Source organism: Comamonas sp. lk (assembly GCF_900564145.1).
Classification (GTDB): domain Bacteria; phylum Pseudomonadota; class Gammaproteobacteria; order Burkholderiales; family Burkholderiaceae_C; genus Comamonas.
Genome location: NZ_UOOB01000002.1, coordinates 103,924 through 130,190, shown reverse-complemented (window position 1 = coordinate 130,190; position 26,267 = coordinate 103,924). Strand labels below are relative to the sequence as shown.

Here is a 26,267-nt window from a genome sequence, read left to right as displayed (position 1 = left end):
CAGACCATGCCCCGCCGGATCGCCGGTACTATGCTTTGCAGACGATCCGGCGCAGCGGCGCCAGATGACCTATTCGCACGAGGTGTGTTCATGTTGATTGAAGCGCAGGAGCCCACATCAGAGCTGGTGGCTCATTCATCCTCAAAAGCTCCCGTGGCCTGGCAGGGCTTGCGCAATGTGAACCTGCTGGAGTCGCTATCCGATGAAAAACTGGCCGAACTGGCAACCCAATGCCACTGGCACCGGCTCGAAGCCGGGCAGGTGCTGCACGGGCCGTATCTGGATCAGCGGCTGTACATGCTGATTCACGGCGGCTTGAACGTGGGCAGCTACACGCCCAACGGGCGGGGGCTGATTCTGGGCCAGCTGCAGCCCGGCGTTTTCTTTGGCGGTCTGGCACCTCAAGACCCCTTGCTCTGCGTGCCGGTGACGGTGGAGGCCACGCAGCCCAGCCTGGTGGCTTCGCTGTCCAAGGTGGACCTGGAAGCGCTGATCATGAGCGAGGTGCAGGTCATGCGGGCCGTGATCGAGCGGCTGAGCGAGCTGGCCGCTACCTTGGCGCGGCGGGTGGTCAATCTGGGCACGCTGTCGGTGCGCGGACGGCTGCATGCGCAGCTGCTGGAGCAGGCGGAGCGGGCGGGCATAGAGGGCGACGAGGCGCTGCTGTCGCCGGCGCCGCTGCAGCACGATCTGGCTTTGATGTTGGGCACCAGCCGCGAGGAAGTGGCACGCGAGATGTCGCGGCTCACGCGCCTGGGCTTGCTGCAAAGAGAGGGCCGTGACCTGCGCATCTGCCGCGTGGACGGGCTCAGAGTGCTGCTGGAGGAGTCGCGTTGATTTTCGTATGGTGAAATGCATTTCGGAGTGAGAAAACGCACAGACCCGAAAAGCGGCGGCGCGCATAGTCGAGCCATGCCACACACAGTGGCCTGAACTTGAAAGGATCACACTATGCGCACCCTCTCCGCAATCATCGCCGCTTCCCTGTTGGCTGCTTCTGGCCTGGTCATGGCGCAAGATCTGCCACAGACCGCCGCCACTTCCGGCAAGAGCCGAGCCGAAGTGCTGGCCGATCTGGAAATGTTCCAGCGCGCCGGTCTGGGCCTGCTGCCTTCGCCCGTTGGCTATGTGGAATCCGAACACACCAATGAGTACCGCAAGGCCTATTCCGAGTATCAGCGCCTGCTGGCCAGCCCTGCTTACACCGCAGCCGTGGCCAAGTACGAATCGCGTTCGACCTCGCGTCTGGCTTCCAAATAAGCTGAGGCTTTCTCTCTAGCCGTTCGAAGAGACGGCCATCTTGGTGGATGCGCGCTGCCGGAGTTTCTCCAGCAGCGCGTTTTTTTATGGCCAAAGCGCGGACAAGCCTAAGCAGTTATGCTGCCCGCATTCACCCGATTGCTCCCGCCCTGTTTTGATAGCTGCTTGCGTATATCCAATCAGGGCTTGAGGCCTGTTTGACTTGAAATCCTGCATAGACTTCTCCGATCCGCACGACCCGGCTGCACCACGGCTGCGCCAACAATTTGGCCGGCCTTTGCGCGTGCTGGCTGCCTATGCCTGCGACGAAGTGCCTGCGGTTTTGCAGGCCGTGGAGCAGGCCGCGCAGCAAGGCCTGTATTGCCTGGGCTGGCTGGCCTATGAAGCGGCCGCGGCTTTTGACCCCGCCTATGCCGGTGCCGTGCATGCGGCGCTGCCCGGCCAGCCGCTGGCCTGGTTTGGCGTGCATGAGCAGCTGCAGGACTGGGAGGCTTCAGAGCCGGATCAGCGCAGCCTGCCCCCGCTGCAGTGGCTGCACAGCCCCGATCGTGCCCGCTTTGATGCCGATATCGCCCGCATTCACGCGGCGATTGCCCAAGGCGAGTGCTATCAGATCAATTACACAGCCCCTCTGATTGGCAGACTGTGCGGGCCAGCAGGTCTGGACCGCTCGGCTGCGGCGCAAGCCTTGTTTGCGGTGCTGCAACGTGCCCAGCCCGGCGGTTATGCGGCGCTGGTTGATAGCGGCGACATGCAGGTGCTCTCTGTTTCGCCCGAACTGTTTTTTGACTGGAATGGCGAACGCATTCTGACCCGGCCCATGAAGGGCACGGCCGCCAGAGGCGACACGCCCGAGGCCGATGCTCTGCAGGCCCGCACCATGCGCGAATCGCCCAAGGAAAGGGCGGAGAACGTGATGATTGTGGATTTGCTGCGCAACGATCTGTCGCGCATTGCCGTGCCCCATAGCGTGAAAGTACCGCGCCTGTTCCATACCGAAGCCCTGCCCAGCGTGTGGCAGATGACCAGCGATGTGGTGGCGCAGACGCGCCCCGGCACCACGCTGGCCCAGGTGTTTGGTGCCTTGTTTCCCTGCGGCTCCATCACCGGCGCGCCCAAGCGCCAGGCCATGCGGCTGATTCAGGCGCTGGAGCCGCAGGCGCGCGGCGTGTACTGCGGCGCTCTGGGGCTGGTGCGCCCAGGGACTGCGCCGGGCCGGATTCACGCCACATTCAATGTGCCGATCCGCACGCCGGTGGTGCACGGCGATGAAATTCGCTGCGGCATAGGCAGCGGCATCACGGCCAGTGCCACGGCAGCGGCAGAATGGCAGGAGTGGCAGCACAAGCAGCGGTTTCTGGACCTGCTGGGCTGATCGTCAACATGCTCTCAAAAAGGAGCGGTGCCGCTGAAACAGCCGGGCCGCAGCAAGCCGTGGATTTTGAAATTCTGGAAACCCTGGCCCTCAAGGACGGCCGTTGGCAAAACTGGCCTCTGCACTGGGCTCGCCTGCAGATTGCGGCCCAGCATTTTCGCTATCCGCTAATGCAGATGCAGCTGGAGCACGATCTGCAGCAGCTGCAGCAAAGTCAGCCCATGGGGCACTGGCGCGTGCGTCTGGCGCTCAATGCGAGCGGCCAGATCGACATCACCTCGCATGGGCTGCACGACAGCCTCCAACCCGTACAGGTGCAACTGGCCGGCAGCCCGCTTCCCAATGCGTTGGCCCACAGCGAGTGGGTGCGCTTCAAGACCTCGCGCCGTGGGCATTACGAGGCTTATCAGCCGCAAGACGCTGCGGTGTTCGACACCGTGCTCTACAACGAAAACCGCGAGATCACCGAGTGCACGCGCGGCAATATCGCCATGCAGCTGGACGGCCGCTGGGTCACACCGCCGCTGTCATGCGGTCTGCTGCCCGGCGTGGGTCGGGCGCTGGCGCTGTCGCAAGCTAGGGTGGTGGAGCAGGTGGTGACGCTGGACGACGTGCCGCGCGTGACGGCCTGGGCCTTTGTCAACAGCTTGCGCGGCTGGCTGGAGGCAAGGCTGACGCCCTGACACGCACAAATGGTTTGCATGGTGCGGTGACTCTGCCAGAATCTTCTCAACTTCCCCCACAGGAGACCACGCCATGGAAGATGACGATTTTGATGGGCTGTATCTGGATCTGATGCAGGAGTTCCTCTCGGAAGCCACGCCCGTGCAATGGCTGGCTGTGGCCTGCACCATGAACTACGACGGCAATGGCAATGGTGCGCTGGTGGACTGGATGATCAAGCAGCGCCAGCTGGAGCCGGCCGTGGCCAAAGCCTTGTACTGGTATTTGCAGCCCAGCTACTACCAGCACTATGCCGTGCAGGAGAAGGTGCCCAGCATCAACCGCAAAGGCTGGGCGCGGGTGCAGGCTCTGGCCGAGCGTTTTGAATCCGGCAAACTGCCCGAACCCACCATAGGCTGGGACCCGGCCAACGATCTGGCATCGCCCACCTGCAAGTCCGAGCACCCCGGCTATGACTGGACGGCCGAGGAGGTCAAGGGCAAGGATGCGGCCTGGAGCATTCCCGCCATCATGCGCACTGCGGTACCCGGCCCGCAACCCGATATCTATGCCTATTGCGACGAGCATGACTGGGAAGAGGGCATGCCGCCGCATGTGCAGGAGGCGCTGAACGCCGCCATGAATGAAGAACCGGATACTGACGACGAAGACTGACGGGATGGCTTTGCACGCAGGCAATGCTGGAAATCGTTGTTGAAATCCTGGGCGAGTTTTTGCTTCAAGCCATTGGCGAGGCCTTGGTGGAGCTGGGCTTGCATTCGCTGGCCGAACCTTTTCGCCGCCCGCCCAATCCCTGGCTGGCTTCCCTGGGATATTCATTGTTCGGCGCCATTCTGGGCGGATTAAGTTTGCTGGTCTTTTCGCAGCATTTTCCGCAGGACGGACCTGGCCGCTGGCTCAATTTATTGCTGACGCCCGTGGCCGTGGGTGGCGTGATGGTGCTCATGGGTGCCTGGCGCAGCCGGCGTGGCGAGCAGCGCCTGCGCATCAACCGCTTTTTCTACGGTTATCTGTTGGCTCTGGCCTTTGCCCTGGTGCGCTTTGCGGCTGCGGTCTAGCAAGGCGTCTGTAGGGAATGCTCTGTTGGTATCGTTTAGCGATACCGGGTAAATATAGATCTCAAAATCGGCCCGCACATTTCTACTATCGCTTCACCACCACTTCTGGAGCAAGTCCGTGAACACACAGCAAACACACAGCAAGCCTTCATCCGCCTTTGTCGCTGCCTCCTGGGCCGCGCTGCTGCTGGGTATCGCGGCTTTCATGGCCGGGCTGTGGAACGCAGACATGCAGCTCAACGAAAAAGGCTTTTACTTTGCCGTGCTGGTACTGGGTCTGTATTCCGCCATTTCCTTGCAAAAATCCGTGCGTGATCGGCTGGAAGGCATTCCCGTCACCGGCATTTACTTTGGCATCAGCTGGGTGGCGCTGATCATCGCCGTGCTGCTGCTGGCCACGGGCCTGTTCAATGCCACCTTGCAACTCAGCGAAAAAGGCTTTTACGGTATGGCGTTTGCACTGGGCCTGTTCGGCGCGATTGCGGTGCAAAAGAACACCCGCGACAACCTGGGCGGCGAGGCCGGCGAAGAGCGCAGCGAGAAAAAGCGTGAAAGAGCAGCGGCTGCAGCCGCCCCGGATGCGGCTAAGCCCACCGAAGGCTCAGGTTCAGGCTTCACCCGCTGAGCGCCTGGGGCCCAAAGCCCTGTGATCCCTTCAAAGACCTGCTGGCATGGCCCGCAGGTCTTTTTCATGGGCGGGCGCGTTCGTCAGCCTGAGCGCGCTGCTGGGCGATGAAGCGGGAAAAGACGGCGGCCAGGCGCTCGGTCTCGGGTGTCTGCGCTGTCCAGTCTTCCAGCTGTGCCAGGGCCTGGACCGTGGCTTCAAAGCTGGACAGCTGCCCCGGTAAATGGGCTTTGCGAATGGCATAGCCCGATGCCGGAACGTCTTTCAATGCCAGGCGCGGCAGCGCTTGCAGGGCGGGGTTGAGATACAGCATCTTGCGGCTTTTGCGCCAGGTGCCGTCAATCACCACCAGTCGCAGCAGCCGGGGCGGGCAGGGCCAGTGCGCGGGCAAGGGGGCCGCGGGCAGCAACTGCAAGGCTGCGTCCTGTTCGGTAGTCTCTGGATACAGCAGCAGGGCCTGGCGCGGCTCTGTATCGATATCCACGCTGGCAGCCCAGGGCTGGTGCAAAGCCGCTTGCAGCTCGGCGGCATCAAACTGCTCGCCCACCAGCAGACGGCTGTGGGGCAGGCTCAGCTGGAGCAAACGTCCCGTGCCCTTGGCTTCGTGGACTTCCATGGGGTGCTGCAGTATCAATACCTGTACCCCGTGCTCCACGGGCTGTGCCAAGGCGCAAATGCAGGTGCGCTGTGCGCGCTGGCATTGCGGACAGCGCGTGCGTGGCGCGGGGGGGCAGGACGTTTTACTCATGAATTGATAGCTATAAGCGCTTGATGATCAATGGTTGGATGAGGTTTTGGCTTGTATTCCTCTACGGAGGACCATATAAAGCGCTATGTGAGCGAGCCCATAAAAAATGCCCGCAGCCAGTGCGGGCATGGGCTCGAGGGCGGTGCTGATTTACAGACGGCCCTTGAAGTAGGTGGCCTTGTCCATATCGGCCACATCTACGCTCAGCTGCACCAGCATATCGCCGGGCTGGGGCACGAGGCGGCGCAGCACGGCGGCCAGGCCGTCGGACATTTCCTTTTTGGCCTGTTCGCTGCGGCCGGACATCAGCTGCAGCTGCACGTGCACGAAACCGCGGTTCTCGGGCGAGCTGCCAATGTAGAAGCTGGTCAGGCGCGCAATGCGGGATTTGACGTCGGCTTCATCGGTCACCGTGGGGTGAGCGCAGACCACGGCATTGAGTTCGCGCATCAACTCGCGCTCGTTCAGGCCGGTGAGGTTGTCGGTGTATTCAATATGCAGATGAGGCATGGTCTTGTCTTGCTCTGTGCTTTCGCGATGGAAAGCCGTTTATAGCAGCTGCGTAGGCACCTTGTGGCGCAGTTCCACCTGTTTGTTCTCATCGTTGACGAAGACCAGCTGGGGCTGGTGGCTTGCCACATCGTTCTCGTGCACCTGGGCAAAGCTGGCAATGATGAGCAGATCGCCCACGCAGGCGCGGCGCGCTGCTGAACCGTTGACGGAAATCATGCCGCTGCCGCGCTGGCCCTTGATGGCATAGGTCACAAAGCGCTCGCCGTTGTCGATATTCCAGATATGAACCTGTTCGTTCTCGGCAATATTGGCAGCGTCCAGCAGGTCTTCATCAATGGCGCAAGAGCCTTCGTAATGCAGCTCGCATTGCGTGGTTTTGACGCGGTGGATCTTGGACTTGAGCAGGGTGCGGAACATGGGGTGTCTCTCTGGGGCGCTGTGCGCGTTGCTTGAATGGAGCAGGCCTGTGCTTGCGAAAAAATCACGCAAGTCTAAATGCGATCGGGAAAACCCATGTAGTTCATTAAGGGCATTGACAGCGAAATGCAGCGCAATGGCATTCCCGTTGCCGATAGCTGTAGCAGCGGTAGCCGAAGGCTTGAATGGCGGATTGCAATGCAGTTGTTGCTTTTTTGTCAATCCAAGGGTTGTAACTAATGTTTCATTTTCGATTTGTCTAATGACGTCAGTCCCAGGCGGGGCCGAGTCTTAGGGCCGGTCATACCGTTCTGCATGGGCTTTCTCATTTCTATAAACCCAGTGAACAGCATGAAACGTACTTTTCTCGCCCTTGCCACCCTGAGCGCCGCAGCCGGTGCCATGGCCCAATCCAGCGTTACCGTTTTTGGCGTGGCCGACGTGTCGGTGGCCCATATCTCCACCTCGACCAAGAGCGTTTCCGGTCTGGCCACCGGCGGCAACGCCAGCAGCCGCCTGGGTTTTCGCGGTGTGGAAGATCTGGGCGGCGGCCTGAAGGCCGACTTCTGGCTGGAAGGCAGCCTGAGCATGGATGACGGCACGGCCGCCGGCTTCAGCTTCGATCGCCGCTCCACCGTCAGCTTGCTGGGCAATTTTGGCGAAGTGCGCCTGGGCCGCGACAAGACGCCTGCTTACCAGAACCTGGAAAACTTCCACGCTTTTGGCGACACCGGCATGGGCGCCATCAACGGCCACAACCTGATCAGCAGCTCTGCTGCCGGCACCTCCGAAGGCTCCAACCCCAAGCGCAACTCCAACACCATCAGCTATCTGCTGCCCAAGCTGGGTGGTGTGTACGGCCAATTGACCCACAGCTTTGGCGAGAAGGCTGATGACCACAGCCTGGCCAGCTCCACCGGCTTGCGTCTGGGTTATGCCAACGGTCCGCTGAATGTGGCTGCAGCCTATGGTGTTGCACGTGGCGGTACGGCTGCTGTGGGCGTGGACTACAAGACCATGAACCTGGGTGCGTCCTACAACTTTGGTGTGGTGACCCCCATGCTGCTGATTGCCTCGGATCGCGGCAATGACAAGCGAGTTGATATGTACAGCCTGGGCATGAGGATGCCTCTGGGCGTTGGCGAACTGCGCGCGGCCTACACCTGGTACAAGGACAAGAAACAAAGCGATGCGGACTCCCAGCGTCTGGCTCTGGGCTATGGCTACAAGCTGTCCAAGCGCACCGAAATTTACGCCGCCGTGGCACGCATGAGCAACGACGGCAAGGCCAGTCGCAAGCTGGGTTCCTCGCTGAGCCCCACTCCCGTGGTGGGCAAGAGCCTGACCGGCTACGAAATCGGTCTGCGCCACAGCTTCTAAGCCGTCAGGCCTGAGGGGGCTGCGGCAAAAGCTGCGCTCTCGGGTTTGATGAACTTGCCGAGTTAGGCCTCCGGGTGGGGAAGCCTTCCGACTCTTCGCAAGCTTGCCCCGCATCTGCGGGGCTTTTTTATCTGCGCAATGCTCTCAGGTCAGATCGAGCACGCAACCGTCGCCAATGCTGTCGCGCCACACGCGCACGCGGCTGGGGGCGGGCTGCATATCGGCCAGGGCGTTGGCGATGAAGAGGCTCAGATTTTCCAGTGTGGGTTTGCCCAGGCCGGGGATTTCATCCAGAAAATGGTGATCCAGCTGATCACGCAGTAGCTCCAGGCGCGCGCGCAGATAGCCCAGGTCGATGACCATGCCGTTGTCCGGATTGCGGGGGCCGGTCACGCTGACTTCCGCGTAATAAGTGTGGCCGTGAATACGGCGGCTGCCCTCGGTTTCAATCGCGCGCTCCAGCGTATGGGCCGCATCAAAGAAAAAGCGCTGGTGAACGGTGAACTGCATATTAGTGATCTATGACTGACGCGGGAAATTGGCATGCACCAACGTCAGTGACAGCGAGCAAGAGCCGCCCCGAAGCGAGGCTGTCGTCTCCCTCCCGCGTAGCGAGAGAGGGGCGCCCGGCCAAGGGGGAAGGCGCGAAGCGACTCAGGGGGGGTTTCATCGAATCCCGGTGAGCTTGTGGGTTTGCAGACTGAGGCGCCAGGTCGGACGCTGCAGGCATTGTTCAATGCAAGCCTCGATGTTGGCTGCCTGATTGGCATTGTCCATGGGCTGCAGAAAATAGTGGGCAAACTGGGTGCCGGCCTCAATGGCTTGCAGATCGAAGCCGGGCTGGGGCCAGACCAGCTTGATTTCCTGGCCGCTGCGCTGAATCCAGTCGGCACCGGCCTTGGGGCTGATGCACAGCCAGTCAATGCCTGGCGGTGCGGCTATCGTGCCATTGCTTTCCACGGCAATGCGAAAACCGCGCTCGTGCAGGGCGGCAATCAGTGCCTCGTCCACCTGCAGCAAGGGCTCGCCGCCGGTCAGTACCACCAGGCGGTGCTGGCTGTCCGTGGCCGGCCACTGGGCCAGAATGCGTTCGGCCAGCGCCTCGGCGGTGCTGAACTTACCGCCCAGCGTGCCGTCGGTACCTACAAAGTCGGTGTCGCAGAACTGGCAGATGGCGCTGGGGCGGTCCTGCTCGCGGCCGGTCCACAGATTGCATCCGGCAAAGCGGCAGAACACGGCTGGCATGCCCGCCTGGCCGCCTTCTCCTTGCAAGGTGTAAAAAATTTCTTTGACGCTGTATGTCATGCCTGTGCTTTCACTGCGGGTGTGTATTTTTCATCCGCAGGTGGGCGAATGTAAGTCCTGACTGCCAGAGTCTGCTGTGCAAAGGCAAAAAGTCAGGATGAAGGGCTGGGGTATCTGTCCTAGGCGTTCTGGCTCAGACGGGCGTATAGGCCAGGCGCACGTAAATCGGTGCAAAAGCTTCGGCCTGGGTGATCTCGATCAGCGTTTCCTTGGCCAGCTCCAGCATGGCGATAAAGGTCACGACCAGCACGGTAGAGCCTTTTTCGGGGTTGAAGATGCGCTCGAACTCCACAAAGCGCTGGCCTTGCAACTGCTTCAAGATCTGGCTCATGTACTCGCGCACGGACAGTTCTTCGCGGGTGATCTTGTGGGTCTGCACCAGCTTGGCGCGTTTGAGGATGTCGCGCCAGGCCGCTTGCAGTTCGCCGATTTCCACGTCCGGAAAGCGCGGCTGCAGGCTTTGCTCAATATGCACCGTGGCCTTGAGAAAGTCGCGGCCGTACTGGGGAATTTCCTTGAGCTGCATGGCCGCCAGCTTCATCTGCTCGTATTCGAGCAGGCGCCGCACCAGCTCGGCACGCGGGTCTTCGGCCTCTTCGCCGCCTTCGGGCTTTTTGGGCGGCAAGAGCATGCGCGACTTGATCTCGATCAGCATGGCCGCCATCAGCAGGTACTCGGCGGCCAGCTCCAGATTGGTGCTGCGAATCTCATCGACGTAAGCCATGTACTGGCGCGTCACATCCTGCATGGGGATGTCGAGGATGTTGAAGTTCTGCTTGCGGATCAGGTAGAGCAGCAAGTCCAGCGGGCCTTCAAAGGCTTCGAGAAAGACTTCCAGCGCATCGGGCGGGATGTACAAATCCTGCGGCAGGGCGAACAAAGGCTCGCCGTACAGACGCGCCAAAGCCACCTGATCCAGAACATCCGGATAGGTGGCGGCAAGAGCGTCTGCGCTATCGCCCGCAGGCGAGGTGGGATCGGGCAAGACCTGGCTTGCGTCAGCCTGGCTCATGGCTTGCTATGCAAGCAGGAGCTTTCTGCGCTTGCTGGATAAGCGTAAGAGGCCGATTTCATCAAGATGTTGAAGCCAGGGCGCCGGGCTCAGGAGTGGTTGGTCTGGTAGACGTAGGGCTTTTGCTCCACGCGGCCGGCGCGCAGGTCTTCCCAGACTTCATGGTTCACGTCCTTGTCCCACAGCAGGGAGCGGCCTTCCACTTGCTGTTCGGCCAGCGCGGGATTCTTGCTCTTGAGTTCGTTGAGGAAGTTGGTGGTGTCGGAACGGTAGTCAGGGCGGCGGAAGAAGGACATGTGCTTAAAACCTCTTTGGATGCAGGATTTTAGCCGTTTGGCCGCACAAGACGGAATGGCGGCTATTTCAGGTCATTCAGGCAGATCTGGGCAAAGGCCTTGCAGTCAGCGGAGGCGCCGCTGTGCTGCAGCACTTTCTCCAGCAAGGCGCTCAGCTGCGCAGGGCCCACGGGATTGGGATCGCGCGCCAGCATCTCGGCGTCCGCGCGGGTGGTGCGGTCCAGCCAGCCAATGACCTGGGTGCTGGGTTGGCGCAGCAGCGATGCGGCCAGTGCCGGGGTGTAGCTGACCATGGGGTGCTCTTCGATCAGGCTGCCGAACGGTCCGGGGCCGCCGTAGTCGAGTTCGGGCCAGGCCTCGACCAGGGCCAGAATGCGGGGCAGCAGCGCCTCCAGAGGCTGGGCCTGCAAGAGCTCCATATGTTCATACACGGGGTCGATGATCAGCCATTTGTCTTGCTGCAGCTGGGCGGCTTGGGCGGCATGGTGGAACTGGGCGAACAGGGAATCCAGAGAGTGGCTCATGGCAGGTGGGGAGAAAAACGGGGAGAGGGTTTGGGCAGGCCGGCTTGCATATTCGCACGGACAGCTGCCGGCAAACTGTCAGAATCCCCAGTCTGTCCGCCACTCATCTGATGCATGTCCATGAATCTTCTGACCCGTCTGGCCGCTGCGGTGGCCACCGTCGCCCTGGGGGCCTTGGCCCTGGTGGGCTGCGATGAGCAAAAAATCAAGGAGCTGGAGGAAGGCCTGTCCACCGAGGCCGATGTGCGCGCCAAGTTTGGCGAGCCCGAGCGGGTCTGGCCCGAGCCCGATGGCGCGCGCACCTTTGAGTACAACCGCCAGCCTGCCGGTGCGCGCAACTACATGATCACCATCGACGCCGAGGGCAAGATGAGCGCGCTGCGCCAGGTGCTGGCCCCGCACAATTTCGCCAAGATCGTACCGGGCATGGAGGAAAACGAGGTGCGCCGCATGTTGGGCAAGCCCGCCAAGGTGATGACTTACCAGCTCAAGCAGGAAACCGAATGGGACTGGAACTACATCGATCCGCCCACGCGTGAGATGCAGTTCACCGTCACCTTTGGCGCCGACGGCCGGGTGTTGCGTACCTTGAACCGGGAGCGCCTGCCGGACGAAGCCCGCTGAGCCTGCGGTAAATGCTGCAATGCACAAAAATAATGGGCTTATAGGCATGAGAGCAACATCGCCGCAAGGCTGATGTTCGTAAAATTCGGGTTAACACCAGTGCTACCCGCCCTGGTGTGCCCGGCCTCCATCCAGGTGTCGGGCATGCAACTTGCTGTCCTACCCCGACATGTCCACGCCGCTATCGAATTCCTCCAGCCCGCTGACTTCAGCGCCGGCTTCTCCTCAGCCCGCCTTGCGCCACGGCCGCTTTGAGGATGCGCAAGCCCTGTTCACGGGCTCGCTGTTTGTCTCCATCACCATGCTGCTCTTCGCCCAGGCCGGCTTGCTGACCGGCAGCACGGCGGGTCTGGCCTTTCTGTTGCACTACGCCACGGGCTGGCCGTTTGGGGTCATCTTCTTTGCCATCAATATTCCGTTTTACTGGTTTGCCTGGAAGCGCATGGGGGCGGAGTTCACCATCAAGACTTTTATCTCGGTGGCCATGCTGGCGCTGATGGCCGATGTGGGGCCGCGTTTCATCCATGTGGATTATCTGAACCCGCTGTTTGCGGCCGTGCTGGGCGGCCTGCTCATGGGTACGGGCTGCCTGTTTCTGGCGCGCCATCACTCCAGCCTGGGTGGTGCCACCATTGTTTCGCTGTATCTGCAAGAGCGTTACGGCATTCGCGCAGGCAAGGTGCAGATGATGATTGACTGCACGGTGGTGCTGCTGGCGCTGTGGATTGTGCCGTTCGAGCGCGTGGCCTATTCCATTCTCGGCGCGGTGGTGATGAGCCTGTTTTTGTGGATCAGCCACCGGCCCGGGCGCTATACCGGCAATTGAAGCCAGATACTCTGACTTTCATAGCTGCTTGCGTTTGATGAATAAGCGCTGCAGCCATGTTTGATATGAAAAGCCCGCCCGGTAGATGCCGGAGCGGGCTTTTTTTGGGTCTGTTCAGTTCGCTTCTAAGGCGGCTGCAGCGGGCTCTGTCAGCTCGGCCTGATCGGCCAGCTCGCTCAACGCGACCAGCAACTGGGCCACGTCCTCTTGCGTGTGCGCGGCCGACAAGGCGATGCGCAGCCGCGCCGTGCCCTTGGGGACGGTGGGCGGGCGAATGGCCGGCACCCAGAGGCCGCGCTGGCGCAGGCCTTCCATCAAGGCCAGGGCCTTGTCGTTGCTGCCGATGACCAGGGCCTGTATGGCGGTGTGCGATGGCAGCAAGCGCCAGCTGGTGCGCGCCAGCAGTGGCTCAAGACCGGCGCGCAGCTGGGCTATGCGCTGCTGCAGCCGGTCGCGCAAGGCGGGTTCGTGTTCCATCAGCCGTACGCTGGCCTGCAGCGCGCGCGCCAGCAGGGCGGGTGCGGCGGTGGCAAAAATATAGCTGCGGGTTTTCTGCAGCAGCCACTCCACCAGCAGCTCGCTGCCGGCGACAAAAGCGCCGCTTGCACCGGCCGCCTTGCTGAGCGTGGCCATATAGAGCACGCGCGGCGAAGCATTGGCACCCGTCAGTCCGGCGGCCGCCAGACAGCCGCGGCCCTGGGGGCCGAGCACGCCAAAGCCGTGGGCGTCGTCCAGCAGCAGCAAGGCGTCGTAGCGCTCGCACAGGGCCAGAAGGCCGGGGATATCGGCCACATTGCCATCCATGCTGAAAACAGCATCGCTGACCACCAGCTTGCGCTGCACGCTGCTGGCGGCCAGCAGGGCCTCGAGGGCGGCCAGATCGCCATGGGCAAAGCGGTGAATTTGCGCACGCGAGAGGCGGCTGCCGTCGATCAGGCTGGCATGGTTGAGTGCATCGGAGAACAGTGCATCGCCTTCGCCCACCAGCGCCGGAATGATGCTGGCATTGGTGGCAAAGCCGGCGTAGAAGTACAGCGCCCGGGGCAGTTGTACAAAGCGGGCCAGGTCCTGCTCCAGCTCCGCATTGGCCGTGCTGTGGCCGCTGACCATGGGCGAGCCGCCCGAGCCCACGCCAAAGTCCTGCGCACCGGTGCAGGCGGCAGCCACCAGCTCCGGATGGGTGGCCAGGCCCAGATAGTCATTGCTGCAAAACTGCAGCATGGTCTGGCCGTCCACGCTGATATGGGCGCCGTGCAGCGGGGCTACGGTGCGGCGCTTGCGGCGCAGCAGGCCCGCGTCGAGCGCTGCCAGCTGCTTGGGAATGTCCTGCAGCCAGAAGTTGGGCGCCGTTTCGGGCGCGCCATGGATTGCGGTAGGGGACGTGACGGTGCTCATAGCCATTCCTTGGGCAGCGTGAATTGCGCATGGCGCGGATCGGGTTGGGTCTGCCAGGGCAGGTCGGCCAGAAGCGGCGCGCCCAGCTTGCGGCGCAGCCAGTCCATGTTTTCTTCGGGCACCAGCATGTCGGGGTCGACGCGGCTGGCAATCCAGCCGGCCAGTGGCAGGCCGCTGGCACGGATGGCATTAGCCGTCAGCATGGCGTGGTTCAGGCAGCCCAGTTTCAGCCCCACCACCAGCACCACCGGCAGTTGCAGCGCCACGGCCAGGTCGGCAATGCTCAGCGTCTCCGACAGCGGCACCAGCCAGCCGCCCGCGCCTTCGACCACCACGGCGTCGGCCTGGGCAGCCAGCTGGCGGTAAGCGTCCAGGATAGGTTCCAGCGTCACTTCAACGCCGGCCCGCTGGGCGGCGATATGGGGCGACATGGGGTCGGGTAGCAGCACCGGGTTGTCCAGTGCGGGCGCTACGGCCAGGGTCGATGCAGCGCGCAGGGCCAGCGTGTCCTCATTGGCCCAGCGGCCCTGACCGTCAGGCTCGGCACCGGCGGCCACGGCCTTCATGCCGACCACGCGGCGGTGGTGCTGGGCCAAGGCCTGCAGCAAAGCACAAGAGGCCAGGGTCTTGCCCGCGCCGGTGTCGGTTCCGGTTACAAAACAGCCAATCATGCAGTCACCTCTTGCGTCAGTAGCTCTGATTCTTGTAGCAACGTGGCTTCCAGTGCCTCCAGCGCCATGCGACCCAGATGGGCAACGGCCTCGTCGTCCAGCACATAGGGCGGCATGCAGTACAGCGTGCGACCTATGGGGCGCAGCAGCAGGCCGCGCTCCATGGCGGCGGCGTGGTAGCGGCGCGAAAAGTCGGGCAGGGAGCTGTCAATGTCCCAGGCCCAGATCATTCCCTGCTGGCGGGCGTGGCGCACGCGGGGGTGGGCGCTCAAGGGGGCAAAGGCGGTGCTGATGCGCTGTGCCAGCTGCCGGTTGGCGGCTAAGGCGTCTAGCTGCTCGAACAGCTCCAGCGTGGCCACGGCGGCGCGGCAGGCCAGCGGGTTGCCGGTGTAGGAGTGCGAGTGCAGAAAGCCGCGCGCCACATCGTCGTCATAGAAAGCGGCGTAGACGGTATCGGTGGTCAGCACGGCCGACAACGGCAGCGTGCCGCCGGTTAGGCCTTTGGACAGGCAGATGAAATCGGGCTGTATGCCGGCTTGCTGGTGGGCAAACAGGCTGCCGGTGCGGCCGAAGCCCACGGCGATTTCATCGACGACCAGATGCACCTCGTAGCGGTCGCACAGCAGGCGGGCCAGGCGCAGGTATTCGGCATCGTGCATGGCCATGCCGGCTGCGCACTGCACCAGCGGTTCCACGATCAGCGCGGCGGTCTGGTTGTGATGGGCTTGCAGCCATTGCTCCAGACCCTTGGCCGCGCGGCGCGCCACATCGGCCGCGGTTTCGCCGGGTAGGGACTGGCGGGCGTCGGGGCTGGGCACGGTATCCGACAGACGCACCAGCGGCGCATAGGCTTCGCGGAACAGCGCGATATCGGTGACGGCCAGCGCGCCCACGGTTTCACCGTGGTAGCCGCCGGCCAGGCCGACAAAACGGTTCTTGCCGCTGCGGCCCTGATTGCGCCAGTAATGGGCGCTCATCTTCAGCGCGATTTCGGTGGCCGAGGCGCCGTCGCTGCCGTAGAAAGCATGGCCCAGGCCGGTGAGGGCGGACAGGCGTTCGGACAGCTCCACTACCGGGGCGTGGGTAAAGCCGGCCAGCATCACATGATCGAGCCGCTCCATCTGGTCGGCCAGCGCGGCTCGGATATGGGGGTGGGAGTGGCCGAACAGATTGACCCACCAGGAGCTGATGCTGTCCAGATAGCGCCGGCCGTCCGTGCCGTAAAGCCAGGGGCCGCTGGCGCGCTCAATGGCAATCGGCGGCGCGCTTTCGTGGCGCTTCATCTGGGTGCAGGGGTGCCATACGGCAGCCAGGCTGCGGGCTTCTAGGGTCTGAGTCATACAGGGCTCCAAAGGCCGGACCCCGGCATCAAGCGCAAGGGGGACGGTCAGAACGGCACAAGACGGTTGAAATGCATCCATGCCTTTGCGCGGCCATCCGCGTGATCAGCTTGGAATGGCGCGCAATGCAATGGAAAAACGCAGCCACAGCTGTGGCCGCTGCGTGTCAGAGGGCAAAGCGGTGGCGATCACAGCTTTGCGTGGCGGGCTCAGGCGGCCGGGGCGTAGGCCTTGAGGCCCAGCTTGCGCATCAGTGTGGTGTCGGCTTCCACATCGGGGTTGCCGGTGACCAGCAGCTTGTCGCCGTAGAAGATGGAGTTGGCGCCGGCCATGAAGCACAGGGTCTGTACGGCTTCGCCCAGTTGCTGGCGACCGGCCGACAGGCGCACGCGGGCCTTGGGCATGGTGATGCGGGCCACGGCAATCACGCGCACAAATTCCAGCGGGTCCACGGGGTCGCTGTCGGCCAGCGGCGTGCCGGGCACGGGCACCAGGCTGTTGATGGGCACAGACTCGGGGTAGGGCTCCATATTGGCCAGCTGGGCGATCAGGCCGGCGCGGTGTACCACCTCTTCGCCCATGCCTATGATGCCGCCGCAGCACACGCTGATGCCTGCGCCGCGCACGGCCTGCAAGGTGTCCAGGCGGTCCTGGTATTGGCGGGTGCTGACCACGTCCTTGTAGTACTCGGGAGCGGTGTCCAGGTTGTGGTTGTAGTAGTCCAGGCCCGCTTCGCGCAGGGATTGAGCCTGGTGCGGCTGCAACATGCCCAGCGTGGCGCAGGTCTGCATACCCAGGCCTTTGACGGCGCCGATTAGCTCGTTCATCTTCTCGATGTCGCGGTCCTTGGGGGCGCGCCAGGCAGCGCCCATGCAAAAGCGCGTGGCGCCTGCGTCCTTGGCGGCCTGGGCGGCGCTGGTGACTTCTTCAACGCTCATCAGCTTTTCAGCCTTCACACCGGTATCGAACTCGGCCGACTGCGGGCAGTAGCCGCAATTCTCAGGGCAGCCGCCGGTTTTGACGGATAGCAGCGTGGCCAGCTCGATCTCGCCTGCAGGCCAGTGTTCGCGGTGAGCAGTCTGGGCGCGGTGCAGCAGGTCCATGAACGGCATGTCCAGCAGCTCCTGGATGGCATCAACCGACCAGCGGGCGGTTGGTGTGCTGTCGACGCGGACCACGGGCTGGTGCCAATGCACGGCCTGTGCTGCTGGCTGGGTGTTGCTGGATGTGGGTGCGCACTCTGTTGCGGCGTTGTTCATGGCAATGATTTCCCTGAGCGGTGTATGCATTGCATTGTCGGCACAAAAAAATTCTGCGAAAGCCCTCAGCCTGCAAATAACGGTATGCCTAGGCGTTGCCTGGAGATGCTTTAACTTTGAGCGAAGTTGCGCGTAATTTGGCTGTGATTTGCTGCAAGTTTGAGCAGATGGTCGTCTTCTTCGGCGACTCCGGGCTTTATGTCGCGCTACTGGTTGGATTTGGTGGTGCTGAATATGCGCAGTTGGCCGAGGAAGAGCGATATTCGTGGCATGGAAGGCGTTGAATTTGGATTTTGGCCAGCGGAGCTACGGGTTTGTACTGTGCGCGGTGGCCGAAAATATTTTCGGAATCCCGGAAAACCGCAGATTAATTCCGAGCGTGAAGCTGGGATATGCCTTCTGGCCTTTGGCCAGGCATAAAAAAACCCGCATCCGGCCATGGCCGAAGCGGGGTGGGCTGCTGACAGAGGTTTGCCTCAGACCAGAGTGATGGTCTTGGTCGCACTGGTGGTCTGGCCGTCTTCATCTTTCCAGAGCATTTGCAGCTCGCCGCTTTCGCGTGCCTTGAAAGTGAATTCGATATAGGGGTTCTGGGAGATGGAGATGCCGGGCTCCCAGCTGAAGATCAGCCGCTTGCCCAGTCTGGCTTCAAAGTGGTTGACGATGTTGCGCGGGCGTATCTTGCCCGTGGCCGGGTCGGTGCGCAGACCGCTTTCCATCACATGTTCCATCTGGGCGCGAACCCGCAGCACCTCGTCTTTCTTGGGGCTGGCGTTGCTGACCCAGACGCGGGGCGGTTTGGTGGTGCTCATATCGCTGTCTCCGGTTTACATGCCACAGCCGCTGGCGGCGACCGTCACGGCTTGCTTGGCCACCAGCACCTTGCCGCTTTTCATGCGGGCCATGGCGTGAATGGTCTGAGTCTGGCTCAGGCGTATGCGCACGGCGGCCTCTGCCGTGCCCGTGTCGGCTGTGAACCGCAGGCGGCAGGTCAGCGGCGAGGGGTTGAGTTCGGCCAGCACGATGATTTCCTCGCACCACTCCTCATTGGTGATGGGCAGGGTGACTTTGGCCTTGACCGGCACGGCGCTGGGGTTGTCGGCCAGCACAGCCACGTCCAGTTGCAGCCCTTCCGAGAGCGGCTTGGCACTGCCCAGAAATTGCTGCACCGTCTTTTTGAACTCTGCAGGGTTCGGGGCCAGCGGGCCCACGAGAGGGGTTTTGGCAGCGGTCTGTGCCAGGGCGGTGGCAGGCAGGGCCAGTACCGCGCCGGTGGCGGCAGCGCCGGCCATCAGATGGCGGCGGGTCAATGAATGATTCAAAGCTTTGCTCATGGGTTTAGATGGCCAGGAAGTCGCTGAACTTGGATTGAATCCAGCCGAAGTCTTCCTTGACCAGATCCGAGGTGCGCACGTCCATGTCGATCTGGGTCTGTATGACCTTGCCCGTGGCATCGACTTCGTATTCGAACTTGACCGAGATTTCCTCCTGCGGGTCGCCGTTGACCATCATGTAGCAGAGGTTGTCCGGCAGCAGCGGTGTCACTTCCTTGCCGGAGACGCGCTGGGCAATATTCTTGGCGACGATCTGGCCTATGAAATTGGCCACGTGGCCGCTCTTGGGGTAGTGGCCGAACTGATCGGAGATGGTGCCCATCAAGTCGCCCACAAAGTACACGCGGTCGTCGCTGTTGGCGGTGAACAGGCGCGGGTTCATGTCGGCCCAGCCCGTGGGCTTGCCATCAGCGGTCTTGCCGATCAGGCCGGCATGCCAGACCATATCGGCCGCCTGGTGGGGTGGCATGAGGATGGCATCGTCGAATTTGAATTCGCCCGCTGCCGTCTTGATGCGCTTGTTGAAGGGGTCAACCTCCTGCACGCGCGCATTGGGCACGTGGGTGATGATGTCCGGGTACAGCTCTTCAAACGCCTGCTTGTAGCCCACGCCAATCGGCGCAATCTTGGGCTTGGGGTCCAGAATCAGAATCTTGCCGGGAATCTTGTTTTTCTTGATGTGCCAGGCAATCAGGCAGGCGCGCTCATAAGGCGAAGGCGGGCAGCGGTGGGGTGGCGGCGGAAGCGTCATCACCAGCGTGCCGCCCTTGAAGTCCTTGACCTTTTGCTTGAGTGCAAACATCTCCTGATTCGGGATGTAGGCGTTGGGGAAATGCTTGCGCGTGTAGTCAATCGCGCGCTGGTCGTTGCCAAACCAAGCTTCGTAATCGTTGCGTATGCCACCCGAGAGAATCAGGAAGTCGTACTCGATCAGGCCGTGGGCAGTGCGCACCAGCTTTTGCTCGCGCTCGAAACCCATGACTTCGGTTTGCAGCAGCTGGTAGCCGTATTTGTTGGCCGGGCGCAGCATGTCGTGATTGACGAAATCGGTGCTCACGATGTCGATCAACCATTTGTTGCTCATGGGGCCGGACCAGAACGTGGGGTTGCGCTCCAGCAGCACCACGTCGGAGTTGGGAATCAGCTCGCGCAGATAGCGGGCAGCCGTCATGCCGCCCCAGCCGCCACCGCAGATCACGATGCGCGGGCCTTTGCCCTGGCGCGGCAGAATGCGCGATTGCGGCGTGAGTATGGTGGGCGCCGCCTGCGCCGGCAGGCTGGCGGCGGCCGCAGCACCCAGTGCCATGGCCGGAGGGGTGAGCAGAAAGCGGCGGCGCTGTGCGTTGGCGCTGGAAGTCTTGGTGTCTGACATGGAATCTCCTGGCGCGGCGCAGGCCGCGTCCGGTGCGTTCAATGAATAGGGCAAGCTGATCGCAGAACGCGCGGTCTGGGGCAGTTCCGGCAGGTTGCGGAAGATCCCAAGTGGCCGTCACGCGGCACGAGCAGAGCGGTGGTGCCGACGATTCTAGAGGTCGTTACAAACAGTGCGCCTATTGCCCCAGTGCCATGCTGCGATGTAGGTTGTGACTGACAGAAACTGTGCTCAGGCGCGTGGGCTGAATTGGATGGCGGCCCAACTGCCCAGCAAGATGCCCGCCGTGGCGGGCAGGCTGGCATAAGCCAGTGTGCTCAAACCGCTCAGACCCTGGCCTATGGAGCAGCCTGCAGCCAGAGCCCCGCCAAAGCCCATCAGCAGACCACCTAAAGCACAGGCGGCTAGGCGCGACGGCTGCTCAAACCCTTCCCAGCGCGCGCTGCGCGTCAGCTGTGCGGTCGCTGCCGCACCGATGAGAACGCCCAGCGTCACAGCCGGGCCCAGGCTGAAATCCCGGCCCACGGCCAGCTGCAGATACAGCAGGCTTTCCGCCAGCGGACCCACAAAGCTCAGCGAGCTGAGCTTGGCCGGATCGAAAGGATCAGGCTGCACATGGGCCGTGATCCACCAGCCCAGTGCCACCAGTCCACCGATTGCCAGTGCCGACAGCCATTGCACCGGGCTTTGCCGCAGGGCGGGGCGACGCAGCGCATAGACAAGCAAAACCAGGGCCGGCAGCAAGGCGGCCAGAGCAAACGCGGTGGCTGCGGCAACACCTGAGGCTTGCAATGACTGCTGTACCGTGGCTTGAGGCAGGCTCAGCGACAGCCAGCTCTGCAGCCATTGGCGTACCGGCGCCAGAACGCCGGTCATGCTGGCTTGCGCGCCCAGTGCCAGAAAGACGATGGTCACCAGGCTGCGCAAATTTCCGCCTGCCAGCAGCACCAGGGCGCGGGCGCCGCAGCTATTGGCCAGCACCATGCCCATGCCGAACAAGGCGCCGCCTATCAGCACGCCAGGGATGGAGAGCTGGCTGCGCGCGACCTGGGCCTGGCCCAGATCCACCCAGCCCGCCAGTTGCAGCCCTTGCGAGGCCAGCAGAGCTACCGCCAGCGCCAGGGCAAAAGCCTGCAGAGCCGGTGCGCTGCCGCGCGGCTCGCCCCGGTCCAGCCCGGCAGCCTGGCGCAGGCCGCGCAACAGACAGAAACGCCCCAGGCGGGCTGCCACACCAAAGCCGCAACCCAGCAGCAATCCGGCCCAGAGCAGCGTCATGGCAAGTCCTTGGGCATCATCGGTCCCAGATGTCGGCGCTGATGGCCTGGTACCAGGCCGAGCCATAGTCGGCTTCGGCCTTGCGGAAGGCCGCATTGCCGTCGATGGGGCTGACGCCGCCGGAGTTGGCCACTTCGATCAGCTTGCCTTCCTGTGCCTTGTAGACGCCGGCCACGGAGATGCCGTAGTCATTGCCGATCAGGCTGTAGCAGGTGTTGGCATAGGCGGCCGTGGGCAGGGCCTGGCCCGTCAGTTCGGCAGCAATGGCGGCGGCTGCCACCTTGCCCTGGGTATTGGCCGCAAAGCCGGACTTGGGCATGGGGGCTGCAATGGTGGCATCGCCCAGCACATAGATGTTGGGCACCTGTCTGGATTCAAAGCTCTCGGCCTTGACGGGAACCCAGCCGCTGGCATCGGTGACGCCGGCGCGGTCGGCAATGAAACCGGCTTTCTGCGGCGGAATCACGTTCAGCACATCGGCCCGGTGCCGGGTGCCGAACGTGGTTTCCACTTCCCGCTGTTTGGCATCCACGCGGCCCACCTTGCCGTCGTCCGACTGCTTGACCCACTCGATCATGTCGCCATACAGGGCCTTGTAGCCTTGAAGAAACAGGGCTTGCTTGGAGAACGCATCCTTGTCGTCCAGCAGCAGGATCTTGCTCTTGGGTTTGTGCTGCTTGAAGTAATGGGCCACCATGGCGGCGCGCTCGTAGGGGCCGGGCGGGCAGCGGAAGGGATTGGCGGGAATCACCATCACAAACTTGCCGCCATCGGGCATGGCCTCCAGCTGCTTCTTGAGCAACTGGGTCTGCGCGCCGGCCTTCCAGGCATGGGGAGCCAGCTGGGCCGCAGCCTCGTCATAGCCTTCCAGCGCATTCCAGCGCATATCAATACCGGGCGAGAGCACCAGCTTGTCGTAGCTCAGCGTCTGGCCGTTGGAGAGCTTGACCTTGCGCGCTGTGCCGTCCACGGCCTCGGCGCTGGCTTGCACCACGTTCACGCCAGCCTTGCGCAGGCCGTCGTAGCTGTGGCCTATGCTGTCCCAGCTGCGCAAACCGGCCAGATAGAGGTTGGAGAAGGGGCAGGTATAAAAGCGCTCGGCAGGCTCGACCAGGGTCACCTTGATCTGCGGTGCAAACTGGCGCAGATAGCGTGCGGCCGTGGCGCCGCCAAAGCCGCCGCCCACCACCACCACATGGGCCGATGCGGCCTGGGCGCGCACGATGGAGGGCAGGGTCAGAGCCGCTGCACCGGCGGCGGCGCCGCCCAGAATGTGTCGACGATTGATCTGCATCATTGAGCTTCCTTGCTGAACCACTGGGCCAGCGCCTTGATTTGTTCGTCGTCATAGCCCTTGGCCAGACGTGTCATCACGGTCGCATCCTTGGCCGTGCCGGCCTTGAAGGCCTGCAGGCGTTGCAGCAGATGGGCTTCGCCCACGCCGCGCAAGCTGGGAATGCCGCCGGTGGAGCGGCCGTCCGGTCCGTGGCAGTTGGCACAGCTGGAGGCCAGCACGGCAACATCTTGGGCGCGCAGCGCGGCCGGTGCGGCAGCGACGCTGGTCGTCGCAACACAGGCCGTGATGGCAGCGCTCAAGCAGAGCGCGCGGCTTGCCGGGGCAAGAAGGTGGTTCAAGGGGTTCAAGAGCATGGAGCCTCCCGTTAAATCCACGGCTGAACGCGCAACGCGCTGCCGTGCTCATCCATCGCAGGGTGATGAAAAGCTATATCGCTTGCGCTGGCGGTCTTTGTTATGTGTGCTTTGATGGACCGCTACCCGACACAAGCCAAGCTGGTGGTGAAAGGGATTCTAGGAAGCCGTGCGCCGTCTCACCCGCCAATACCCAGGTGATGTAACAGGAAGTTCCTGGTTATTTAGTTATGCGCGCCCGCTGTGCTTGGCTTTGCCAAAAACAGCGGAAAGCTGCCCCTATCAATGTGTCGAATGCTCTTTATTTTATAGCTTTTGACGTTTTTGAAATAAGGGCTTGAAGGCGTTTTGTCTGCAGATAAGGCGTGGGCGTCAGAGAAGCTCGTCGGGCAGGTATTCGATCAGCGGCTTGCCGGTGCGCGGGTTGGTATGCACCAGGGCGCGCACGCCGTAGACCTGGGCGATGGTGTCGGCGGTCAGCACTTCGGCGGGCGTGCCCTGGGCCGCCAGTCGTCCGTTTTTCAGCAGATACAGCCGGTCGCAATAATGGGCGGCCAGCGGCAGCTCGTGCAGGGCGGCCAAGGTGGTCAGGCCCAGACCGCGGATCAGGTTCATCAGCTCGAACTGGTGGCGCACATCCAGGTGGTTGGTGGGCTCGTCCAGCACCAGAAACGGCGCTTGCTGGGCCAGGGCGCGGGCCATGAGCACGCGCTGCTTCTCGCCGCCGGACAGGGTGCTGAACATGCGCTCGGACAGCGTATGGGCCTGCATGCGCTCCAGCGCCTGGGTCACGATGCGGAAGTCTTCGTCGCTATCGCGTGCAAACGGCGACTGGTGCGGCGTGCGCCCCATCAGCACCATGTCGCGCACGCTGAGGTCGAACTCGCTGCTGCTTTCCTGGGCCAGCACGGCCATGACTTTGGCGTTGTCGCGCGCACTGCCGCGCCAGACGTTGTGCTCGTCCAGCAGCACGCAGCCGCTGTGGGGCCGCAGCGTGCGGTAGATCATGCGCAGCAGCGTGGATTTTCCGCTGCCATTGGGGCCTAACAGACCCACCAGCTCGCCCTGCGCCACATGCAGGCTGATGTCCTGCACGATATGGGCGGCAGCAACCTGCCAGTGAAGATTTTTCGCGTGCAGTGTGCTCATGGCAGCAGCCTTTGCATGCTGCTTTTGCGGCACAGCATCCAGATGAAGAAGGGGCCGCCGACCAGGGAGGTGATGACGCCCACGGGCACTTCCGCCGGTGCAAAGCTGATGCGCGACAGCACATCGACCCAGACCAGGAAAATCGCGCCCACCAGGGCCGAGACCGGCAGCACGCGCCGGTGCTCCGCGCCCACCAGCATGCGCGTGATATGGGGCACCATCAGGCCGACAAAACCTATGGGCCCGGTGAGCGCCACCAGCACGCCGGTGATCAGCGAGACCAGCACGAACAGCCAGCGCCGTATGCGCGTGGTGTCCACACCCAACGTGGCCGAGGTTTCCTCGCCGGCGAGCAAGGCATTGAGCGCACGGGCCTGTACCAACAGCAAGCCCATGCCCAGCAGCAGCAGGGCGGCAGGCAGGCCCAGTTCATCCCAGCGGGTGCCGGCCAGGCTGCCCAGCGTCCAGGCCAGCACCGAGTTGGCCAGCTCGCGCTGGTCGGAGGTCAGCACCATGAGGCTGGTCACGCCGCCCAGGCAGTAGGCAATGGCCACACCGCCCAGAATCAGCCGCGAGGCCAGCAAACGCCCTCCGGCATGGGCCAGCACATATACCGCTACGCAGGCGGCCAGGGCGCCGCTGAAGGCGCCCATGGGCAGGGCCAGCTCGCCCGCGAAGGCCAGCGCGCCGGAGGCCAGCACCGTCACCGCGCCTACCGTGGCACCGGAGGACACGCCCAGCAGATAAGGGTCGGCCAAGGGGTTGCGCACCATGGCCTGCATGGCCACGCCCACCAGCGCCAGGCCGGCCCCGGCCAGGGCCGCCAGCAGCACGCGCGGCATGCGGATGCGCCAGACGATCTGGTGCTGGGAATGGCTCCAGGTGCCGGGCGCCATGTCCAGCCCCAGTTGCAGGCCGATTTCGTGGGCCGTGATCTGCCAGGCGTGCAGCGGCGCGATGCGCACCGGGCCCAGCGTGATGGCCAGCGTCAGGCTCAGGGCCAGCAGCAGCAGCAAGGCGGCCAGCCACCAGGCCAAGTGGCGGCGCTGCAGCTGAAATGCCAGATGGTGGGAGGAATAGTGGCTCATTTCAGGCTTGTATCGGGCTCGGGAGCCGCCACCCGTTCGGGGTGCAGACTGTGGGCCAGCGTGCGCACGCCGGCCACATTGCGCGGGCCGGGCGTGGCGGCGGCAAAGTCCAGCAGCACGAAGTTGCGCTCGCGTATGGCGGTGAGGTGGGCCAGCTCGGGCTTGTTCAGCAAAAACTGCTTTTTGCCATCGGGTGTGGGTCTGTCGTTGTCCACGATGACGATCCAGTCCGGATTGCGCTCGATCACGTCCTCCCAGTTGCCCCGCGTCCAGCTGCTGGGCAGGTCCGCAAAGATGTTGCGGCCGCCGGCGGCCTCGATCATGGCGTGGGGCATGGCATAGCGGCCTGCGGTGACCGGGATGTCGGTGCCGCTGTCGTAGAGAAAAACCGAGGGCTGTCTGGCCGCGCCCTGCAAGGCCTGGGCGATGCGCTCCAGCTCGGCGCGCTGGCCGTTCACCAGGGCTTGCGCCTGGGCGTCGATGCGGAAAATGCGGCCCAGATGGAGCAGGTCGTCGAAAGTGTCTTGCAGCGATACGCGCTCACGCGCGACCTTGCGTATGCAGGACTCGGTCAGCACATAGCTGGCAATGCCCAGCTCCTGCAACTGCTGCGGAGTGATCTGGCCATCGCGAAAGCCATAGGACCAGCCGCTGAAGACAAAGTCCGGCTGGGCATTCAGCAGGGTTTCCAGATTCATGTTCTGGTTGGACAGATCGGGCACCTGGGCCAGCTGTGCCTGCATGGCCGGCGGCAGGCGCTGGATGTCGCGCAGGCCGCCATAGCCCACCAGACGGTCGGCCAGCCCGAGAGCCAGAAACATCTCGGTGATGTTGATGCCGTGGGTGACCGCGCGCTGCGGCACGCGGTCATAGCTCACCGGCTGGCCGCAGATCGGCACCGTGACCGGGGCCACGCTGGCGGCCGCCTGGTCCGGCGGCGTCTCTTGCCGCTGCGAGCAGGCCGCAAGCAAAGCGCAGGCCAGGGCCAAGCCCGTGGCCAGGGTCAGGCGAGAGGGAAATACCTTCTTCAAAAATGGAAGCTGACAGCGCATGTGTTCTCTCGTTTTCAATGGGTTTGATGCATGAA

The 26,267-nt window shown here is 63.1% G+C and carries 32 protein-coding genes; 11 read left to right on the top strand and 21 right to left on the bottom strand.

Going from position 1 to position 26,267, the window contains the following annotated elements:
• Window positions 1–90: 90 nt before the first annotated feature.
• From EAO39_RS19380 to yiaA, 7 genes are all read left to right on the top strand, one after another.
• Window positions 91–837: a Crp/Fnr family transcriptional regulator gene (locus tag EAO39_RS19380; RefSeq protein ID WP_120971355.1), complete on the top strand. Its 747-nt coding sequence runs from the start codon at window positions 91–93 to the stop codon at window positions 835–837.
• 114 nt (window positions 838–951) lie between these two features.
• Window positions 952–1,260 (top strand): DUF4148 domain-containing protein, encoded by a 309-nt coding sequence (locus EAO39_RS19375; RefSeq protein ID WP_120971354.1) that lies wholly within the window; start codon window positions 952–954, stop codon window positions 1,258–1,260.
• Between the two features lie 202 nt (window positions 1,261–1,462).
• Window positions 1,463–2,635, top strand: coding sequence for a chorismate-binding protein (locus EAO39_RS19370; RefSeq protein ID WP_120971353.1), 1,173 nt, complete (start codon window positions 1,463–1,465; stop codon window positions 2,633–2,635).
• Window positions 2,636–2,694: 59 nt separating this feature from the next.
• Window positions 2,695–3,318 carry an aminotransferase class IV gene (locus tag EAO39_RS19365; protein ID WP_240467131.1) on the top strand — a complete coding sequence of 208 codons (624 nt, stop codon included), beginning with the start codon at window positions 2,695–2,697 and terminating at the stop codon, window positions 3,316–3,318.
• A 73-nt stretch (window positions 3,319–3,391) separates the two neighbouring features.
• A complete protein-coding gene (locus EAO39_RS19360) occupies window positions 3,392–3,973 on the top strand; it encodes a DUF4274 domain-containing protein (protein ID WP_120971351.1) in 582 nt (193 codons plus the stop codon).
• 23 nt (window positions 3,974–3,996) lie between these two features.
• Window positions 3,997–4,377, top strand: coding sequence for a hypothetical protein (locus EAO39_RS19355; protein WP_120971350.1), 381 nt, complete (start codon window positions 3,997–3,999; stop codon window positions 4,375–4,377).
• 118 nt (window positions 4,378–4,495) lie between these two features.
• Window positions 4,496–5,002, top strand: a complete 507-nt coding sequence (yiaA, locus tag EAO39_RS19350) for an inner membrane protein YiaA (RefSeq protein ID WP_120971349.1) — start codon at window positions 4,496–4,498, stop codon at window positions 5,000–5,002.
• Between the two features lie 64 nt (window positions 5,003–5,066).
• On the opposite strand, the gene EAO39_RS19345 is transcribed toward yiaA, so the two are convergent.
• The 3 genes from EAO39_RS19345 to panD form a co-directional block, all read right to left on the bottom strand.
• Window positions 5,067–5,750, bottom strand: coding sequence for a tRNA-uridine aminocarboxypropyltransferase (locus EAO39_RS19345; RefSeq protein ID WP_120971348.1), 684 nt, complete (start codon window positions 5,748–5,750; stop codon window positions 5,067–5,069).
• A 150-nt stretch (window positions 5,751–5,900) separates the two neighbouring features.
• Window positions 5,901–6,260 (bottom strand): 5-carboxymethyl-2-hydroxymuconate Delta-isomerase, encoded by a 360-nt coding sequence (locus EAO39_RS19340; RefSeq protein WP_120971347.1) that lies wholly within the window; start codon window positions 6,258–6,260, stop codon window positions 5,901–5,903.
• Between the two features lie 39 nt (window positions 6,261–6,299).
• Entirely contained in the window at window positions 6,300–6,680 is a 381-nt protein-coding gene (panD, locus tag EAO39_RS19335; RefSeq protein WP_120971346.1) for an aspartate 1-decarboxylase, read from the bottom strand.
• Window positions 6,681–7,031: 351 nt separating this feature from the next.
• Between panD and EAO39_RS19330 the strand changes: the two genes are divergently transcribed.
• On the top strand, window positions 7,032–8,060 hold the full coding sequence (locus EAO39_RS19330; RefSeq protein WP_120971345.1) for a porin: 1,029 nt from the start codon (window positions 7,032–7,034) through the stop codon (window positions 8,058–8,060).
• A gap of 144 nt (window positions 8,061–8,204) precedes the next feature.
• Here the strand turns inward: EAO39_RS19330 and EAO39_RS19325 are convergent, their stop codons facing one another.
• The 5 genes from EAO39_RS19325 to EAO39_RS19305 form a co-directional block, all read right to left on the bottom strand.
• Window positions 8,205–8,570: a 6-carboxytetrahydropterin synthase gene (locus EAO39_RS19325; RefSeq protein WP_120971344.1), complete on the bottom strand. Its 366-nt coding sequence runs from the start codon at window positions 8,568–8,570 to the stop codon at window positions 8,205–8,207.
• A gap of 156 nt (window positions 8,571–8,726) precedes the next feature.
• Complete coding sequence (gene queE, locus EAO39_RS19320) at window positions 8,727–9,365, bottom strand: 7-carboxy-7-deazaguanine synthase (protein WP_120971343.1); 639 nt, start codon at window positions 9,363–9,365, stop codon at window positions 8,727–8,729.
• A 133-nt stretch (window positions 9,366–9,498) separates the two neighbouring features.
• Entirely contained in the window at window positions 9,499–10,377 is an 879-nt protein-coding gene (locus EAO39_RS19315; protein WP_120971342.1) for a ScpA family protein, read from the bottom strand.
• Between the two features lie 89 nt (window positions 10,378–10,466).
• Window positions 10,467–10,673 (bottom strand): DUF3460 family protein, encoded by a 207-nt coding sequence (locus EAO39_RS19310; protein WP_120971341.1) that lies wholly within the window; start codon window positions 10,671–10,673, stop codon window positions 10,467–10,469.
• A 62-nt stretch (window positions 10,674–10,735) separates the two neighbouring features.
• The gene (locus EAO39_RS19305; protein WP_120971340.1) at window positions 10,736–11,197 is read right to left on the bottom strand and encodes a hypothetical protein; all 462 of its coding nucleotides are present in this window, start codon (window positions 11,195–11,197) and stop codon (window positions 10,736–10,738) included.
• A 120-nt stretch (window positions 11,198–11,317) separates the two neighbouring features.
• Here EAO39_RS19305 and EAO39_RS19300 point away from each other — a divergent pair, with 120 nt between their 5' ends.
• On the top strand, window positions 11,318–11,821 hold the full coding sequence (locus EAO39_RS19300; protein ID WP_120971339.1) for an outer membrane protein assembly factor BamE: 504 nt from the start codon (window positions 11,318–11,320) through the stop codon (window positions 11,819–11,821).
• A 169-nt stretch (window positions 11,822–11,990) separates the two neighbouring features.
• On the top strand, window positions 11,991–12,647 hold the full coding sequence (locus EAO39_RS19295; RefSeq protein ID WP_120971338.1) for a YitT family protein: 657 nt from the start codon (window positions 11,991–11,993) through the stop codon (window positions 12,645–12,647).
• Window positions 12,648–12,761: 114 nt separating this feature from the next.
• On the opposite strand, the gene bioF is transcribed toward EAO39_RS19295, so the two are convergent.
• From bioF to bioB, 4 genes are all read right to left on the bottom strand, one after another.
• On the bottom strand, window positions 12,762–14,042 hold the full coding sequence (gene bioF / locus EAO39_RS19290; RefSeq protein WP_120971337.1) for an 8-amino-7-oxononanoate synthase: 1,281 nt from the start codon (window positions 14,040–14,042) through the stop codon (window positions 12,762–12,764).
• Window positions 14,039–14,713 (bottom strand): dethiobiotin synthase, encoded by a 675-nt coding sequence (bioD, locus tag EAO39_RS19285; RefSeq protein ID WP_120971336.1) that lies wholly within the window; start codon window positions 14,711–14,713, stop codon window positions 14,039–14,041. Before bioD ends, bioF begins: the two co-directional genes overlap by 4 nt.
• Window positions 14,710–16,053, bottom strand: a complete 1,344-nt coding sequence (gene bioA, locus EAO39_RS19280) for an adenosylmethionine--8-amino-7-oxononanoate transaminase (RefSeq protein WP_120971335.1) — start codon at window positions 16,051–16,053, stop codon at window positions 14,710–14,712. The genes bioD and bioA overlap by 4 nt, the downstream gene beginning before the upstream one ends.
• A 209-nt stretch (window positions 16,054–16,262) precedes the next feature.
• Window positions 16,263–17,312 carry a biotin synthase BioB gene (bioB, locus tag EAO39_RS19275; protein ID WP_120971865.1) on the bottom strand — a complete coding sequence of 350 codons (1,050 nt, stop codon included), beginning with the start codon at window positions 17,310–17,312 and terminating at the stop codon, window positions 16,263–16,265.
• A 116-nt stretch (window positions 17,313–17,428) separates the two neighbouring features.
• Between bioB and EAO39_RS22765 the strand changes: the two genes are divergently transcribed.
• Window positions 17,429–17,596 carry a hypothetical protein gene (locus tag EAO39_RS22765; protein WP_162989656.1) on the top strand — a complete coding sequence of 56 codons (168 nt, stop codon included), beginning with the start codon at window positions 17,429–17,431 and terminating at the stop codon, window positions 17,594–17,596.
• A gap of 192 nt (window positions 17,597–17,788) precedes the next feature.
• Here EAO39_RS22765 and soxZ read toward each other — a convergent pair whose 3' ends face one another.
• The 9 genes from soxZ to EAO39_RS19230 all read right to left on the bottom strand — a co-directional run bounded on the left by soxZ (window position 17,789) and on the right by EAO39_RS19230 (window position 26,232).
• The gene (gene soxZ / locus EAO39_RS19270) at window positions 17,789–18,124 is read right to left on the bottom strand and encodes a thiosulfate oxidation carrier complex protein SoxZ (protein WP_120971334.1); all 336 of its coding nucleotides are present in this window, start codon (window positions 18,122–18,124) and stop codon (window positions 17,789–17,791) included.
• 15 nt (window positions 18,125–18,139) lie between these two features.
• Window positions 18,140–18,634 carry a thiosulfate oxidation carrier protein SoxY gene (locus EAO39_RS19265; RefSeq protein WP_240467130.1) on the bottom strand — a complete coding sequence of 165 codons (495 nt, stop codon included), beginning with the start codon at window positions 18,632–18,634 and terminating at the stop codon, window positions 18,140–18,142.
• A gap of 16 nt (window positions 18,635–18,650) precedes the next feature.
• Window positions 18,651–20,018 carry an FAD/NAD(P)-binding oxidoreductase gene (locus EAO39_RS19260; RefSeq protein ID WP_120971332.1) on the bottom strand — a complete coding sequence of 456 codons (1,368 nt, stop codon included), beginning with the start codon at window positions 20,016–20,018 and terminating at the stop codon, window positions 18,651–18,653.
• A 231-nt stretch (window positions 20,019–20,249) separates the two neighbouring features.
• Window positions 20,250–21,293 carry a YeeE/YedE family protein gene (locus EAO39_RS19255; RefSeq protein WP_120971331.1) on the bottom strand — a complete coding sequence of 348 codons (1,044 nt, stop codon included), beginning with the start codon at window positions 21,291–21,293 and terminating at the stop codon, window positions 20,250–20,252.
• A 16-nt stretch (window positions 21,294–21,309) separates the two neighbouring features.
• A complete protein-coding gene (locus tag EAO39_RS19250) occupies window positions 21,310–22,587 on the bottom strand; it encodes an NAD(P)/FAD-dependent oxidoreductase (RefSeq protein ID WP_120971864.1) in 1,278 nt (425 codons plus the stop codon).
• The gene (locus EAO39_RS19245) at window positions 22,587–22,889 is read right to left on the bottom strand and encodes a c-type cytochrome (RefSeq protein ID WP_240467129.1); all 303 of its coding nucleotides are present in this window, start codon (window positions 22,887–22,889) and stop codon (window positions 22,587–22,589) included. The genes EAO39_RS19250 and EAO39_RS19245 overlap by 1 nt, the downstream gene beginning before the upstream one ends.
• Window positions 22,890–23,315: 426 nt before the next feature.
• Window positions 23,316–24,092, bottom strand: a complete 777-nt coding sequence (locus tag EAO39_RS19240) for an ABC transporter ATP-binding protein (RefSeq protein ID WP_120971329.1) — start codon at window positions 24,090–24,092, stop codon at window positions 23,316–23,318.
• Window positions 24,089–25,180 (bottom strand): iron ABC transporter permease, encoded by a 1,092-nt coding sequence (locus EAO39_RS19235; RefSeq protein WP_120971328.1) that lies wholly within the window; start codon window positions 25,178–25,180, stop codon window positions 24,089–24,091. Before EAO39_RS19235 ends, EAO39_RS19240 begins: the two co-directional genes overlap by 4 nt.
• The gene (locus EAO39_RS19230; protein ID WP_120971327.1) at window positions 25,177–26,232 is read right to left on the bottom strand and encodes an ABC transporter substrate-binding protein; all 1,056 of its coding nucleotides are present in this window, start codon (window positions 26,230–26,232) and stop codon (window positions 25,177–25,179) included. Before EAO39_RS19230 ends, EAO39_RS19235 begins: the two co-directional genes overlap by 4 nt.
• Window positions 26,233–26,267 lie beyond the last annotated feature (35 nt).

What these genes read in the sequence shown, in the direction of transcription:
- EAO39_RS19380 (WP_120971355.1), top strand. Translation starts at nt 91, where the DNA reads ATGTTGATTGAAGCGCAGGAGCCCACATCAGAGCTGGTGGCTCATTCA.
- EAO39_RS19375 (WP_120971354.1), top strand. Translation starts at nt 952, where the DNA reads ATGCGCACCCTCTCCGCAATCATCGCCGCTTCCCTGTTGGCTGCTTCT.
- EAO39_RS19360 (WP_120971351.1), top strand. Translation starts at nt 3,392, where the DNA reads ATGGAAGATGACGATTTTGATGGGCTGTATCTGGATCTGATGCAGGAG.
- EAO39_RS19355 (WP_120971350.1), top strand. Translation starts at nt 3,997, where the DNA reads ATGCTGGAAATCGTTGTTGAAATCCTGGGCGAGTTTTTGCTTCAAGCC.
- EAO39_RS19345 (WP_120971348.1), bottom strand. Translation starts at nt 5,750, where the DNA reads ATGAGTAAAACGTCCTGCCCCCCCGCGCCACGCACGCGCTGTCCGCAA.
- EAO39_RS19340 (WP_120971347.1), bottom strand. Translation starts at nt 6,260, where the DNA reads ATGCCTCATCTGCATATTGAATACACCGACAACCTCACCGGCCTGAAC.
- panD (WP_120971346.1), bottom strand. Translation starts at nt 6,680, where the DNA reads ATGTTCCGCACCCTGCTCAAGTCCAAGATCCACCGCGTCAAAACCACG.
- EAO39_RS19330 (WP_120971345.1), top strand. Translation starts at nt 7,032, where the DNA reads ATGAAACGTACTTTTCTCGCCCTTGCCACCCTGAGCGCCGCAGCCGGT.
- EAO39_RS19325 (WP_120971344.1), bottom strand. Translation starts at nt 8,570, where the DNA reads ATGCAGTTCACCGTTCACCAGCGCTTTTTCTTTGATGCGGCCCATACG.
- queE (WP_120971343.1), bottom strand. Translation starts at nt 9,365, where the DNA reads ATGACATACAGCGTCAAAGAAATTTTTTACACCTTGCAAGGAGAAGGC.
- EAO39_RS19315 (WP_120971342.1), bottom strand. Translation starts at nt 10,377, where the DNA reads ATGAGCCAGGCTGACGCAAGCCAGGTCTTGCCCGATCCCACCTCGCCT.
- EAO39_RS19310 (WP_120971341.1), bottom strand. Translation starts at nt 10,673, where the DNA reads ATGTCCTTCTTCCGCCGCCCTGACTACCGTTCCGACACCACCAACTTC.
- EAO39_RS19305 (WP_120971340.1), bottom strand. Translation starts at nt 11,197, where the DNA reads ATGAGCCACTCTCTGGATTCCCTGTTCGCCCAGTTCCACCATGCCGCC.
- EAO39_RS19300 (WP_120971339.1), top strand. Translation starts at nt 11,318, where the DNA reads ATGAATCTTCTGACCCGTCTGGCCGCTGCGGTGGCCACCGTCGCCCTG.
- EAO39_RS19295 (WP_120971338.1), top strand. Translation starts at nt 11,991, where the DNA reads ATGTCCACGCCGCTATCGAATTCCTCCAGCCCGCTGACTTCAGCGCCG.
- bioF (WP_120971337.1), bottom strand. Translation starts at nt 14,042, where the DNA reads ATGAGCACCGTCACGTCCCCTACCGCAATCCATGGCGCGCCCGAAACG.
- bioD (WP_120971336.1), bottom strand. Translation starts at nt 14,713, where the DNA reads ATGATTGGCTGTTTTGTAACCGGAACCGACACCGGCGCGGGCAAGACC.
- bioA (WP_120971335.1), bottom strand. Translation starts at nt 16,053, where the DNA reads ATGACTCAGACCCTAGAAGCCCGCAGCCTGGCTGCCGTATGGCACCCC.
- bioB (WP_120971865.1), bottom strand. Translation starts at nt 17,312, where the DNA reads ATGAACAACGCCGCAACAGAGTGCGCACCCACATCCAGCAACACCCAG.
- soxZ (WP_120971334.1), bottom strand. Translation starts at nt 18,124, where the DNA reads ATGAGCACCACCAAACCGCCCCGCGTCTGGGTCAGCAACGCCAGCCCC.
- EAO39_RS19260 (WP_120971332.1), bottom strand. Translation starts at nt 20,018, where the DNA reads ATGTCAGACACCAAGACTTCCAGCGCCAACGCACAGCGCCGCCGCTTT.
- EAO39_RS19255 (WP_120971331.1), bottom strand. Translation starts at nt 21,293, where the DNA reads ATGACGCTGCTCTGGGCCGGATTGCTGCTGGGTTGCGGCTTTGGTGTG.
- EAO39_RS19250 (WP_120971864.1), bottom strand. Translation starts at nt 22,587, where the DNA reads ATGCAGATCAATCGTCGACACATTCTGGGCGGCGCCGCCGCCGGTGCA.
- EAO39_RS19240 (WP_120971329.1), bottom strand. Translation starts at nt 24,092, where the DNA reads ATGAGCACACTGCACGCGAAAAATCTTCACTGGCAGGTTGCTGCCGCC.
- EAO39_RS19235 (WP_120971328.1), bottom strand. Translation starts at nt 25,180, where the DNA reads ATGAGCCACTATTCCTCCCACCATCTGGCATTTCAGCTGCAGCGCCGC.
- EAO39_RS19230 (WP_120971327.1), bottom strand. Translation starts at nt 26,232, where the DNA reads ATGCGCTGTCAGCTTCCATTTTTGAAGAAGGTATTTCCCTCTCGCCTG.